This window comes from Sphingomonas molluscorum (assembly GCF_039522995.1).
GTDB classification, from domain to species: domain Bacteria; phylum Pseudomonadota; class Alphaproteobacteria; order Sphingomonadales; family Sphingomonadaceae; genus Sphingomonas; species Sphingomonas molluscorum.
Map to the genome: position 1 here is coordinate 359,538 of NZ_BAAAEL010000010.1, position 12,813 is coordinate 372,350.

Below are 12,813 nucleotides of genomic sequence, written 5' to 3' on the forward strand. Positions count from 1 at the left end.
TCATGAAGGCACCGCTTTTCGTGCTGGCTGCGGCATCGGCGCTGGCAGGCTGTTCGGACAGGGATTCGACCGAGAACCAGGTCGCGCTCCCGGTCGGGACCCAGATCGCCGACAATGGCGTGGTCGAGGCGCCGCCGACCGGCAGTGCCCCGACGATCCCGACCGCAAGCGGCCCCGGGACCGCCTTTGGCATGACCAAGGAGCAGCTGGAGGATGCCGACCTGCTCGGCGCCGGCAATGCCAAGCTCGGCGAGGTGGACCGGGTGACCACCGACGCGCAGGGCAGCGTCAACGGCCTGGTGGTGGAGATCGAAGCGCAGCCGGACGATCGCGAGGTGTTGTTGCCGCTCAAGGGAATCGAGCCGGTCGCGGTGGGCGACCAGTGGCATCTGCGCGCCCCTGCGCTGACCCGCGAGCAGCTGCTGACCCTGCCCGAGGTGAAGCGCGCCGGCCGCTAGGCTGCCGGCACGGGCGCTCGGCCCGCGGGGTTCAGCGCCCCGGGGCGGCGCTCACCCGCCAGATCACATTCCCGACGTCATCGGCGACGAGCAGTCCGCCGCTGCGATCGGTGATCACCCCCACGGGACGGCCGCGCGCCTTGCCGTCCTGGTCCAGGAAGCCGGTCAGGACATCGACCGGCTTGGCGCCCTTCACCGGGAAGCCGTTGGCGGCGAACGGTACGAACACGACCTTGTAGCCCGATGGCGGTACGCGGTTCCAGGATCCGTGCTGGCCGATGAACGCGCCGCTTGCGAAGCGCGACCCCAGCTTCGCATCGCCGGCGAAGGCGAGGCCGAGCGAGGCAGTATGGGCGCCCAGCGCATAGTCGGGCCGCGCGGTATATTCCCGCAGGTCGGGCCGCTGCGGCTGGACGCGGTCGTCGACATAGCCGCCCCAATAATGCCAGGGCCAGCCGTAGAAGCCGCCGAACTCCACCCGCGTCATATAGTCGGGCGGCATGTCCGAGCCGATCATGTCGCGCTCGTTGACGACGGTCCACAGCGCCCGGCTGTTGGGCTCGAACGCCATGCCGTTCGGGTTCCGCAGCCCGCTGGCATAGATGCGGAACTTCTTCACCAGCGGGTCGACCTCCAGGATCGCTGCGCGGTTCTTCTCAATCTCCAGCCCGTTCTCGGCGATGTTGGAGGCCGAGCCGACCGTCACGAACAGCGTCTTGCCCTCGGGGTTCGCCACGACGTTGCGCGTCCAGTGATTGCCGCCGCCCGGCAGGTCCACGACCTTCTCCGCGTTCGCGGTGATGCGCGTTTGCCCCACGCGGAACGGGAAGCGCACCAGCGCATCGGTGTTGGCGACGTAGAGCCAGTCGCCCACCACCGCCATGCCGAACGGCGAGTTGAGCCCGGTCAGCAGCGCCGAGCGCTGCTCGGCGACGCCGTCCCCGTCCGCGTCGCGTAGCAGCGTGATCCGGTTGGCAGAGGGAACGCCTGCGCCTGCCCGGCCCATGAAGAGCTTCATCACCCAGCCCTTGAGCCCGCCGCCTTCGCGCGGAGGCGAGTTGCTTTCGGCCACCAGCACGTCGCCGTTCGCCAGGCGATAGAGCCACCGCGGATGATCGAGCCCGCGTGCGAACGGCTGGACGCGCAGCCCCTGCGCGGGGGTCGGCATGGCGTCGCCGCTCCAGCCGATCGGCTTGGCGATGCGGACGGTGGGGATGGTCTGTTCGCGTGCGCGGCTCAGCTGCGGCTGGGCGCCGGTCACCGCGTCCTCGGGCAGCTCCGCGCGATCGGGGCTGAACAGCCACCACCCCAGCGCGAGCAGCAGGACAAGGAGAATGGCGGCAAGGCGGAGCAGGTGTTTGCGCATGGCCGGAGGATTAGGGGCTGCGGACCTGCACGCAACATGAAAAGCGCCGCCGCTGACGGATGGGAGAGTTCCGTCGGCGGCGGCGCCTCACGCTGTCGCACGGGATCGGTGCGACAGCGCAGGCGGGGCGGCAGGAATGGGGGGAGAGCCGCCCCGCGATCCGGTATGAGTTAGCGCGGTCCCGCGTCGGACAGGGCCATGCGGTCCATGTCCTTCTGGGTTTCGCGGTCCTCCTCCGACTTGCTCATCGTGGCGAGGCGCTCGCGCACCCGCTCGGCGAGGTTCGGATCGACGGCCTCGAAATGGCCCATCTGGCGATCGATGATGAACTGCGGAATGCCGTGCATCGCCTCGGCGATGTTGCTGGCGGTGCGGGCCTTCTGGTCCTCGTCGAATAGGTTCCACAGGTCGCGCGGCTGGCGGAAATCGTCGTTGCCCTCGCTGTGGTCCCAGTGCCAGGCGGTGCCTTCCACCTTCAGCGGCGGCTCCTTGTAGCGCGGGTCCTCGACCGGCCCGCCGAACGAGTTGGGCTCGTAATAGGCGTCCGGATAGTCCTGGTTCACGTCCTCCATGAACCGCAGCAGCCCGTCCTTGTGATAGGTGTGCACCGGGCAGTGCGGCCGGTTGACTGGCAGCGCCTCGTAATGCGTGCCCAGGCGGTGACGATGCGCGTCGGCATAGGAGAAGATGCGTGCCTGCAGCATCTTGTCCGGCGAGAAGCTGATCCCGCGCACGACGTTCGACGGGCTGAATGCCGCCTGCTCGATCTGCGCGAAGTAGTTGTCCGGGTTCCGGTTCAGCTCGACCTCGCCGACCTCGATCAGCGGATAGTCGCCGTGCGGCCAGACCTTGGTCAGGTCGAACGGGTTATACCAGTGCTTGCCCACGTCTTCCTCGGGCATGATCTGGACGAACAGCGTCCACTTCGGGAACTCGCCGCGGTGGATCGTGCCGTAGATTTCCTCCTGGAAGCTCTCGCGGCTCTTGGCGATGACCTCGGCCGCCTCGGCGTTGGTGTAGAACTTGTGGCCCTGCTGGGTCTTGAAGTGGAACTTCACCCAGTAGCGCTCACCCGCGTCGTTCCAGAAGGAATAGGTGTGGCTGCCATAGCCGTTCATGTACTGCGGGCCCTGCGGCAGGCCGCGATCCGACATCAGGATCAGCAGCTGGTGCATCGACTGGGGCTCGAGGCTCCAGAAGTCCCACATCGCGGTCGGGCTGCGCATGTTGGTGCGCGGGTGGCGCTTCTGCGTGCGGATGAAGTCCGGGAACTTGCGCGGGTCGCGCACGAAGAACACCGGCGTGTTGTTGCCGACGAGGTCCCAGTTGCCTTCCTCGGTGTAGAATTTGAAGCTGAAGCCGCGCACGTCGCGCTCGGCATCGGCTGCACCCTGCTCGCCGGCAACGGTCGAGAAGCGCAGCAGCATCTCGGTCTGCTTGCCGACTTCCGAAAAGATCTTGGCGTTGGTGTACTTGCTGATGTCGTGGGTCACGGTGAAGGTGCCGAACGCGCCCCAGCCCTTGGCATGCACCACCCGCTCGGGGATGCGCTCGCGGTTCTGGTGGGTCAGCTTCTCGATCAGCTGATAATCCTGCAGCAGCAACGGGCCAAAGCGGCCCACGGTGAGAGAATGCTGGTTGTCGCCGACCGGGGCACCCGCGGAAGTGGTGAGCGTCGGTCGCTTCTTTTCGGCATCTGCCATGGCATGTCTCCTGATCGTCCGGGCACGTTGGTGCCGCAGCCGATGGAATGACTCAAACGCATAGAAGTGCCCACCGTGATCGAAAACATCGATGCTGGTGGGAATAGCCGCGGCAGGCGGAGTTTTGCGCGGGGTGTAGTCGGGTCGGCACCCCGGCGAGGCCAGGGTGCCGCGTTCGCCTGCCAGCCAGCAGACGGCGGAGCTATTCCTCGACCGGCGCTTCGGCGACCGGGGGGTGGAGGCGCAGGCGCGTGACGCGTCGATCGTCGCCGTCGACGATTTCCAGCGTCCAGCCGCTGGCGTGCTTCAGGCACTCGCCGGGCTTGGGCACGTGCCCGGCCAGCACGAAGGCGAGTCCGCCGAGCGTCTCGACGTCCTCCTCCACCTCGCCCAGCCGCGGATCGATCAACTCGGCGGCATCCTCCAGTTCGGCGCGCGCGTCCGCGTCCCAGCCGCCGCCGTCGATCGGCACCAGCAGCGCCGCCGGGGCCTCATCGTGCTCGTCCTCGATCTCGCCGACGATCTCCTCGATCAGGTCCTCGATCGTGATGAGCCCGTCGGTTCCGGAATATTCGTCCAGCACCACCGCCAGGTGGGTCCGGCTCGAACGCATCTGGGCGAGCAGGTCGAGTGTCCCCATCGATTGGGGCACGTAGAGCGGCTGGCGCATCAATGCGGTGATGCTTTCCGGCGGGGCGCCTTCGCGCGCCAGGATCGCGAACACGTCCTTCACATGGATCATGCCGATCACATGGTCGAGCCGCTCGCGATAGACGGGAAGGCGGCTGTGCCCGGCCTCTGCGAAGATCTGCACCAGTTCGGCAAAGGGCGTGGATTCTTCGACCGCGACGATGTCCGCGCGCGGCACGCCCATGTCGCCTGCGTCGCGCTCGCCGAAGTGGAGGATGTTGCGGACCATCTGCCGCTCGATGGGGGAAAGGTCGCCGGCGACCGGCCGGGCCTCTTCCTCCTCATGCTCCGTGATGACTTCCTCGATCCGCCCGCGCAGCGTCTCGTTGTGTTCCTCGCCGAACAGCAGGGCGCGGATGCCCCGCCATACGCCGCCCTCTCCGGCGGCCTGGCTACTGTCGCCCCCCGGGGCGGCGCTACTGGAACCTTCTGGCATGGAAGTCTCGTCAATCCTCGCGAATGTTATAGGGGTCATGCAGGCCGAGCTGGCGAAGCGTGGTGCGCTCGATCTCTTCCATCGCCTCCGCCTCGGCGTCGTCCTGATGGTCGTAGCCTAGCAGGTGCAGGCAACCATGGACAATCAAGTGGGTTGCGTGGTCCGCGACCGGAATCCCACGCTCCGCGGCTTCCGCCACGCACACGCCATGGGCGAGCACGATGTCGCCCAGCAGCACCTCCCCATCGTCCGAGTTCTGGGTAACCGTGTCGAGCAGGTCCGGCTGCACCATCGGGAAGGACAGCACGTTCGTCGGCTTGTCCTTGCCGCGATACTGGTGGTTGAGGCCGTGGACCTCCTCGTCGGACGTGAGCCGGATCGCCACCTCGATCACCGCCGGGTCGCTCGACCAGCCGGCGTAGGGCGTGCCCGCGAACGCCGCCTCGGCCGCCCGCGTGGCGAGTGCGTCCCAGTCCAGGTCGGTGGGCCACTCGCCCTCGCGCTGTACGGCTATGTCAAGCATCGGTCGTCTTCTCGTTGTCGCAAGGGCGGACGGGTAGCCTGAGGCAAGCTCCCGTCAAGCGTCCTTCCCCTCATAGGCTTCGACGATCCGCCCGACGATCGGATGGCGGACCACGTCGGCCGCACCGAAGCGAGCGAAGGCGATTCCCTCGACCCCGTCCAGTCGCGCGGTCGCATCCGCCAGGCCCGATGCGGCCACGCCGCCGGGAAGATCGGTTTGGTTCGGGTCGCCGCACACCACCATCCGGCTATTCTGGCCGAAGCGGGTCAGGAACATCTTCATCTGCGCCGGCGTGGTGTTCTGCGCCTCGTCCAGGATCACGAACGCGTCCGCAAGCGTACGGCCGCGCATGAAGGCGATCGGCGCGATCTCGATCTCTCCGCTCGCGATCCGCCGCTCGACCTGCTCGGCGGGCAGGCAGTCGTGCAGCGCGTCGTACAGCGGGCGAAGATAGGGATCGACCTTCTCCTTCATGTCGCCGGGCAGGAAGCCGAGCTTCTCGCCGGCTTCCACCGCGGGGCGCGACAGGATGAGCCGCTGGACCGAACCGGTGATCAGCTGCGCAACCGCCTGGGCGACCGCAAGATAGGTCTTGCCGGTACCTGCCGGCCCGAGCGCGAAGATGATGTCGTGGCCGACGAGCTGGCGCATGTAGGACGCCTGCGCCGCGGTGCGGGGCACGATCGTCTTCTTGCGTGTCCGGATCATGATCGACGATCCTGCGCCACCGCCGTCCGCACGCACGATCCCGTCGAGCGTCGGCTGGTCGGCCATCGCGATCACCGCGTCGATCAGGCCCGTGTCCACGTCCTCACCGCGCAGGATGCGGTGGTGCAGCTCCTGAAGGACCTCGCGAGCGCGGGCGACCGACTCGGCCGATCCCTCGATCCCGACGCGATCGCCGCGTGCGGTGATGTAGACGCCCAGCCGCTCTTCGAGCGCGAGCAGGTTGCTGTCGAACTCACCGAACAGGCGGGGCAACAGCTGGGGCTTGTCGAAGCTGACCTCGACCCGGCTGCGTTCGCCGGAGCGGGCGGGAACGGGCTTGCGACTCATGCGATCCTTTCGTGGCGGATGCGGCAGGGGGCGGGCACTGCCCCCGGAACGAACATGCGAGCGTCAGCCGCCACGAACGTGCGCGGCCGGTGGTTGGTTGCGTCGAAGCGGAACGGTCGGGGTGCCAAGCTGCATGCCCCAAAGATTGTGGCAGAGCCCGGCCTCGGCGGACAGGGGGAATATGGGGACGCCGCACACAGTGCCAAGACCGGCGCTGCGCCAAAATCGCGGAGGGCTGCCGCCCTTCGCTGTTAGGCGGCGGCTGCCACCCGCTCCCTGCCGGACAGCGACACCGGGCCTGCGGCGACCAGATCGACCTCCACCAGGTCGCCGATGCGTGCGTCGGTGATCAGGTGGACGGACTGGAGCCAGGGCGACTTGCCGAGCATCTGGCCCGGCAGCTTGCCCCGGCGCTCGATCAGAACCTGGGTGGCACGCCCGACTGCCGCCGCGTTGAACGCCTGCTGGTCGCGCAGCAGCGCTGCCTGCAACTGCTGCAGCCGGTCGTCCATCACCTCGGCGGGCACGGTGCCCGCATAGTCTGCCGCGGGGGTGCCGGGCCGCGGGCTGTATTTGAAGCTGAACGCCTGCGCATAGCCGACCGCATCGACCAGCCGCAGCGTGTCGGCGAATTCCGCGTCGGTCTCGCCGGGGAAGCCCACGATGAAATCACCCGACAGCGCGATGTCGGGGCGTACCGCACGCACCCGATCGAGCAGCCGCAGATAGCTGTCGCGCGTGTGGCTGCGGTTCATCGCCTTCAGCACGCGGTCGCTGCCCGACTGCACCGGCAGGTGGAGATAGGGCATCAGCTTCTCTACGTCGCCATGCGCGTCGATCAGCCCCTGGGTCATGTCGTTGGGATGGCTGGTCGTGTAACGGATCCGCGCCAGGCCGGGCAGGCGATCGAGCGCGCGGATGAGGCCGTCCAGGCCCTGCATCCGGCCGGTCTCGTCCTCGCCCGTCCAGGCATTCACGTTCTGCCCCAGCAGCGTGATCTCCCGCGCGCCCGCATCCACCAGCGCGCGTGCCTCGTCCAGCAAGGCGCCCCAGGGACGGCTGACTTCGGCACCGCGCGTGTAGGGCACGACGCAGTAGGTGCAGAACTTGTCGCAACCCTCCTGCACGGTCAGGAAGGCCGTGGGCCCGGAACGTCGGCGCGGCGCGAGCGCGCCGAACTTGGACTCGGGCGGCATGTCCGTGTCGATCGCCAGCCGGCCGCTGGCTGCCTCGGCAACCAGGGAGGGCAGGTTGTGATAGGCCTGCGGGCCCACCACCACGTCCACCTTTGCCCGGCGGGCGATCTCGGCGCCCTCGGCCTGCGCGACGCAGCCCGCGACCGCGATCATCGGGCGGGATCCGTCCTCACGGCGCAGCCGGCCGATGTCCGAATAGACCTTCTCGGTCGCCCGCTCGCGAATGTGGCAGGTGTTGAGCACGACCAGGTCGGCGGCCGCCGCGTCCGTCGCCGCGGTCATGCCTTGCGCGGTCATCAATTCGGCCATGCGCTCGCCGTCGTAGACGTTCATCTGGCAGCCGAAGGATTTGACGTGAAAGCTTTTTGGGGGCGTGCTCATGGGGGCGGGCCTATACGCCGCTTTGGCCTGCGCTGCCAGCTTGCGCCGCCTCCATCCGCCGCCGCGCCTCGGCTGCGATCCCCTTGCGGCCGAGTCCCACCGGGTCAAACGGTTCGAGGAAGCGGATCGTCACCGGGATGGTGCCGGCGCGCGAGACCAGCCGGACCGCGTTGTGGATGCCGGATTCGCCGCCGATCCAGCCCACTTCGGGAGTCGCGATTCCATAGTCGAGGACGACCGGCTGGATGCGAAGCTCTGGCGGCGGCGGGTCGGCGACCGCCAGCAGCGATGCCTTGAAGGGCAGCATCGCCGTGCCGTCCCCGGTGGTGCCTTCGGGGAAGATGGTGACTGGGCGACCGCCGAGGGCACGGCGGAGGGAGGCCACCTGCGCGGCGACTCCCAGGCGGTCGCCCCGCTCCACGAAGAGCGTGTCGTTGAGGCGGCACAGCCAGCCGACCAGCGGCGCCGACTGGAGCTCGCCCTTGGCGACAAAGGTGCTGCCGGACGCGCCGGCGATGGCGAGGATGTCGAGCCAGCTCTGGTGGTTCGCGAGCAACAGGACGTTCTGTTTCAGCGGACGCCCGAGGACGCGTACGCGCGCCCCCGCAAGCCAGGCGACGGCGCCGAGGAAACGGGGCGGCCAAGGGGAGGGGCGGCGGAACAGCCGCCACAGTCCATGCAGCGCCAGCGCGCCGAGCAGGCAGCCGAGGATCGCCGCCAGGCGCCCGGCGAAGCGGACGTGCCCGGCCAGGCCGGGCACCGGATCAGCCCTTGCGGTCGAGGCTGACGCCATAGAGCTCCATGCGGTGATCGACGAGGCGGAAGCCCAGCCGTTCGGCGATCTGCTTCTGGAGGAGTTCGAGTTCGGGATCGACGAATTCGATGACCTTGCCGGTCTCGACGTCGATCAGGTGATCATGGTGGGATTCGGGGGAGGGCTCATAGCGAGCGCGTCCGTCGCCGAAGTCGTGGCGGTCGAGAATCCCTGCCTCTTCGAACAGCCGTACCGTGCGATAGACGGTAGCGATCGAGATGCCGGGGTCGATGGCAGAGGCCCGCTCATAGACCTTCTCGACGTCCGGATGGTCTTCCGCTTCCGACAGCACGCGCGCGATCACGCGGCGCTGCTCGGTGATGCGCAGCCCCTTTTCCTGACACAGCGCCTCGAGGTCGATCCTGCGCGGCATTCCTTCTCCGTTTTTCAGTGCGGCCCGACATTTAGCGGATGGTGGCCGCTTCGGGAAGCGGGCTTGGCCGCCCCTTCGCCCTCACGGCGAACGGACGGCACAAAACCGGTGGAGGGGGGATCAGCGCTTGCGATTGGTGCCGAGACCGATCGCCTTGGCGAGGCTGCGGCGCTGCTCGGCATAGTTGGGGGCGACCATCGGATAGTCGGCCGGAAGACCCCACTTGGCGCGATACTGGTCGGGCGTCATCTGATAGTGCGTCATCAGGTGACGCTTGAGCATCTTGAGCTTCTTGCCGTCTTCGAGGCAGACGATGAAGTCCGGCTTCACCGATGCGCGGATCGGCACCGCCGGCTCCTGCTTCGCCTCGGGTGCGGTGTTCGCGCCACCCAGGGTGGTGAGCGCGCCGTGAACATTCTGGATCAGCGACGGCAGGTCGGCGAGCGACACGCTGTTGTTGCTGACATGGGCTGCCACGATATCGGCCGTGTACGCGATCAGCGCGTCGGCCGGCGGCTGCTGGACTTCCATTCTACTACCCTTTCAACAAGAACGGCAAAACACCGCCGTCCCCGTTCGGACCTATTCACCCCGTGCGACTGAATCGCAACAGCGGTGAGGATGAAATTTTTGCAACGAATTGTTTCGTTACAGTTCAGGGAATGGTGCGCGCATAGCTGTGCGCATCAAAAGCCTCTCCGGCCCGGCCCCGATAGTATCGCGGCCGCTCGCCTACTTTGGCGAAACCTTCGCGCTTGTAGAGCTCTACGGCGGCATTGCCCGCGCGGACCTCAAGATGCAAGCGCGAGAGCGTCCGGCGTCGCGCTTCGTCGATCACGGAGCGCAGCAGCATGCCGCCCACGCCGCGCCCCTGCACTGCCGGGCGGGTCGCGATCAGCAGGAGTTCGCCCTCGTCCATCACCGCCCGGGAAAGCGCGAAGCCGGCGAGGCCCTCGTCCTGCTCCGCCAGGGTCAGCCAGACGCCCGGCAGCGACAACATGCCCAGGCACTGGGCAGGCGTCCATGCCTCCCCGAAGCGGGCGTCGAACGCCTCGCGCATCACGATCGAGACCGCATCGAGATCGGCGACCGACCCGACGCGCAGGGTGACGGGGCCCGGCGTCCGGCTCACGGCTGCGGCAGCTTCGCGTCCGGCGCGCGGCCGTAGAGGGGGCGGGGCGCCAGGCTGGCGAGCGCCGCCGGTAGAAGACGCGCATCGCGCGCATCGGGCAGCGCTTCCGCGGCGGCGATCCCGGCGTCGAGCGCCTGGAGTCGATGCACGCCGTTACCCACGGCCAGCCGTCCGGCCAGCCGCTCCAGCGCAGCCTCCGGACGCAGCGACGCGAACGGCGCGGCTTCGGTCAGCGGATCGGCGGTGAATTCCTGCACGAACACCTCGCCATGGCCGCCCTCCAGTACCCCCGCGAGGGTGTCGGTCGAAAGCCGCCGGTCGAACGCACCTGCCGCGACGAGTGCCAGCGAAGAGAAGCCGAAAACCTGCGCGCCCCACCCAATCGCCAGGCCCCGTGCCGCGGCTAGCCCGACCCGAACGCCGGTAAAGCTGCCAGGGCCGCAATCCACCAAGATGCGTTCGGCCCGGCCCGCGTCGGGAAGTTCGGCGATCATCGGCACCAGCCGTTCGGCATGGCCGCGGCCGACCACCTCGTGCCGAAAGTCCAGGATGCGATCGTCTTCCATCACCGCCACCGAGCAGGCGGCGGTCGCGGTCTCGATTACCAGCGTGCGCAAGGGATCAGGCGATCGTGTTGAACCGGTCGAACGCCGGTCGCGGCAGGCGCTCATGCAGCCGCGACGGGTCGCCATGGCCGAGCACTGCAATGAAGTTCGAACGGACGGCCGGCGTTCCGCTGAAGAACGCCTTGTCCACCGCGCCATTGTCGAAGCCCGACATGGGGCCCACGTCCAGGCCGAGCGCGCGCGCGGCGACGATCAGATAGGCACCCTGCAGCGTCGAGTTCCGCATGGCCGACACCTGGCGCAGCTCCGCATTGCCGTCGAACCACGCCTTGGCATTCGTATGCGGGAACAGCTCAGGCAGATGCTCGTGGAACTCGGTGTCCATCCCGACAATCACCGCGACGGGTGCCTGGCGCACCTTGTCCGCGTTGCTGTCACTGCAGCAGACAGCGAGCCGCTCGCGCGCCTCGGGCGACACGCACCACACCAGCCGCGCGGGCAGCTGGTTGGCCGAGGTCGGCCCCATCTTCATCAGGTCCCAGATCGCCTCCAGTTCCGCCTGCGTGACCGGCTGGTCGGTGAAATGGGTGTGGCTGCGGGCGGTGCGAAAAATCGTGTCGAGCGCGGCGTCGTCCAGCATCGCCATCAGACGGCCCGCACTTCGGTCACTTCGGGGACGTAATACTTCAAAAGCTGCTCGATGCCGTTCTTGAGCGTCGCGCTCGAGGAGGGGCAGCCGGAGCAAGCGCCCTGCATCTGCAGGTAGACCTTGCCCTTGTCGAAGCCGCGATAGACGATGTCACCGCCGTCGTTGGCCACCGCCGGCCGCACCCGCGTCTCGATCAGTTCGCGGATCTGCGCGACGATGTCGGCGTCCTCAGGATTGTCGACGATGTCGCTTTCGGCCGGCGGCACCGAGAAACCGGCGCTGCCCTGCCGGAACAGCGGCATCGCGGCCGAGAAATGGTCGAGCAGGATCGCGACCACGTCCGGCTTCAGGCTCGGCCACTCGACGCCCGGTGCGGCGGTGACGGAGACGAAGTCGCGCCCGAAGAACACGCCGGTCACGTCGCCTAGCGCAAAGATCGCTTCGGCAAGCGGCGACACTTCCGCTTCCTCGGGCGTCGCGAAGTCGCGGGTGCCGGTTTCCATCACGACCCGACCCGGAAGGAACTTCAGGGTTGCGGGATTGGGCGTCGGTTCGGTCTCGATCAACATGACCGTCATTTGGCGTGCCGGGGGGGCAGGATCAAGCGGACGCCGGAAACGATCCGTTCGGGGCGGGCGACGCGCCCGCGTGCGGGGCGCGGTGCCAGGCGAGCAGGTTGCGCCGCGCCTCTTGGACGAAGGCGGAGCGACGGACCAGATCGAGCAGCAGGTCCGCGACCCAGCGGCCAGGCTGGCGCAGCGGCCGCTTGAACTGGATCAGCAGGACCACGCGGGTGCTGCCGGTGTCGTTCCACACCTCATGCTCATAGGTGTCGTCGAACACCAGCGTCTCGCCCTCGGCCCACCGCAGCACGCGATTGTCGAGACGCATGCGCACGTCGCCGTCGCGCGGGACCACCAGCGCCAGGTGGCAGGTGATCAGCCCCTTGGTGACGCCGCGGTGCGCGGGAATGTGGCTGCCCGGCGCCAGGATCGAGAACATCGCATTGGTGAGGCCGGGGATGCCTTGCAGCGCACGGGCGGTGACCGGGCAGCGCGCGAGGTTCGCGTCCATGTCATAGCCATAGCCGCACAGCACGAACGACCGCCACCGATCGACGGCAGCGAGGGTGCAGGGATCGGGCGAAATGGCGGCCAGCGGGGGAGCGGCGCCCTCGGGCAGCGCCACGCGCTCCGCCTCGTCGCGGATCGCCTGCCACTGGCCGCGAAGCTCCCGGGTCCAGGGAAAGGCGCGTACGTCCAGCACCGGCGCGGTGGAGACCAGGGAGGACGCGCGGATCAGCCGGTCGAAGACGTGCCGCAGCCGCTTGCCCGCGCGCAGGACGAGCGAATGCTGTGCCTGGCCGGTCGCCGGCGCATCGCGTGCCTCGTCGTCTGCCGGTCGTGTTGCGCGGTGCATTGCCCCTCCCTTCGGCCTGCAACGCTGCGCTGCAGAAAAGGCGAAAAGGTG

Annotated in this window: 15 protein-coding genes; 1 reads left to right on the forward strand and 14 read right to left on the reverse strand. The window is 68.2% G+C overall.

What is annotated here, in order from left to right; all coding sequences use genetic code 11:
* Positions 1-2 precede the first annotated feature (2 nt).
* Positions 3-458 carry a hypothetical protein gene (locus ABDZ92_RS12050; protein ID WP_125959307.1) on the forward strand — a complete coding sequence of 152 codons (456 nt, stop codon included), beginning with the start codon at positions 3-5 and terminating at the stop codon, positions 456-458.
* A gap of 31 nt (positions 459-489) precedes the next feature.
* On the opposite strand, the gene ABDZ92_RS12055 is transcribed toward ABDZ92_RS12050, so the two are convergent.
* The 14 genes from ABDZ92_RS12055 to ABDZ92_RS12120 all read right to left on the reverse strand — a co-directional run bounded on the left by ABDZ92_RS12055 (position 490) and on the right by ABDZ92_RS12120 (position 12,762).
* Entirely contained in the window at positions 490-1,824 is a 1,335-nt protein-coding gene (locus ABDZ92_RS12055) for a PQQ-dependent sugar dehydrogenase (protein WP_125959306.1), read from the reverse strand.
* Between the two features lie 170 nt (positions 1,825-1,994).
* Positions 1,995-3,527, reverse strand: coding sequence for a catalase (locus ABDZ92_RS12060; protein ID WP_125959305.1), 1,533 nt, complete (start codon positions 3,525-3,527; stop codon positions 1,995-1,997).
* Positions 3,528-3,729: 202 nt separating this feature from the next.
* Positions 3,730-4,653 carry a hemolysin family protein gene (locus tag ABDZ92_RS12065; RefSeq protein ID WP_125959304.1) on the reverse strand — a complete coding sequence of 308 codons (924 nt, stop codon included), beginning with the start codon at positions 4,651-4,653 and terminating at the stop codon, positions 3,730-3,732.
* Positions 4,654-4,663: 10 nt separating this feature from the next.
* Complete coding sequence (gene ybeY / locus ABDZ92_RS12070) at positions 4,664-5,176, reverse strand: rRNA maturation RNase YbeY (protein ID WP_125959303.1); 513 nt, start codon at positions 5,174-5,176, stop codon at positions 4,664-4,666.
* A 54-nt stretch (positions 5,177-5,230) separates the two neighbouring features.
* A complete protein-coding gene (locus tag ABDZ92_RS12075; protein ID WP_125959302.1) occupies positions 5,231-6,232 on the reverse strand; it encodes a PhoH family protein in 1,002 nt (333 codons plus the stop codon).
* 251 nt (positions 6,233-6,483) lie between these two features.
* Positions 6,484-7,809 (reverse strand): tRNA (N6-isopentenyl adenosine(37)-C2)-methylthiotransferase MiaB, encoded by a 1,326-nt coding sequence (gene miaB, locus ABDZ92_RS12080; protein ID WP_125959301.1) that lies wholly within the window; start codon positions 7,807-7,809, stop codon positions 6,484-6,486.
* Positions 7,810-7,819: 10 nt separating this feature from the next.
* Positions 7,820-8,602: a lysophospholipid acyltransferase family protein gene (locus ABDZ92_RS12085; RefSeq protein WP_241211715.1), complete on the reverse strand. Its 783-nt coding sequence runs from the start codon at positions 8,600-8,602 to the stop codon at positions 7,820-7,822.
* Positions 8,574-8,996 carry a Fur family transcriptional regulator gene (locus ABDZ92_RS12090; protein ID WP_125959300.1) on the reverse strand — a complete coding sequence of 141 codons (423 nt, stop codon included), beginning with the start codon at positions 8,994-8,996 and terminating at the stop codon, positions 8,574-8,576. Before ABDZ92_RS12090 ends, ABDZ92_RS12085 begins: the two co-directional genes overlap by 29 nt.
* Before the next feature lie 120 nt (positions 8,997-9,116).
* A complete protein-coding gene (locus tag ABDZ92_RS12095) occupies positions 9,117-9,527 on the reverse strand; it encodes a Ros/MucR family transcriptional regulator (RefSeq protein WP_125959299.1) in 411 nt (136 codons plus the stop codon).
* Positions 9,528-9,651: 124 nt separating this feature from the next.
* Complete coding sequence (gene rimI, locus ABDZ92_RS12100; protein WP_125959298.1) at positions 9,652-10,128, reverse strand: ribosomal protein S18-alanine N-acetyltransferase; 477 nt, start codon at positions 10,126-10,128, stop codon at positions 9,652-9,654.
* Entirely contained in the window at positions 10,125-10,799 is a 675-nt protein-coding gene (gene tsaB / locus ABDZ92_RS12105; protein WP_206432127.1) for a tRNA (adenosine(37)-N6)-threonylcarbamoyltransferase complex dimerization subunit type 1 TsaB, read from the reverse strand. Before tsaB ends, rimI begins: the two co-directional genes overlap by 4 nt.
* A complete protein-coding gene (locus ABDZ92_RS12110; RefSeq protein WP_206432126.1) occupies positions 10,750-11,340 on the reverse strand; it encodes a malonic semialdehyde reductase in 591 nt (196 codons plus the stop codon). The genes tsaB and ABDZ92_RS12110 overlap by 50 nt, the downstream gene beginning before the upstream one ends.
* Complete coding sequence (locus ABDZ92_RS12115) at positions 11,340-11,912, reverse strand: NifU family protein (protein ID WP_125959491.1); 573 nt, start codon at positions 11,910-11,912, stop codon at positions 11,340-11,342. Before ABDZ92_RS12115 ends, ABDZ92_RS12110 begins: the two co-directional genes overlap by 1 nt.
* A gap of 31 nt (positions 11,913-11,943) precedes the next feature.
* Complete coding sequence (locus ABDZ92_RS12120; protein WP_125959296.1) at positions 11,944-12,762, reverse strand: aspartyl/asparaginyl beta-hydroxylase domain-containing protein; 819 nt, start codon at positions 12,760-12,762, stop codon at positions 11,944-11,946.
* Positions 12,763-12,813: the final 51 nt, after the last annotated feature.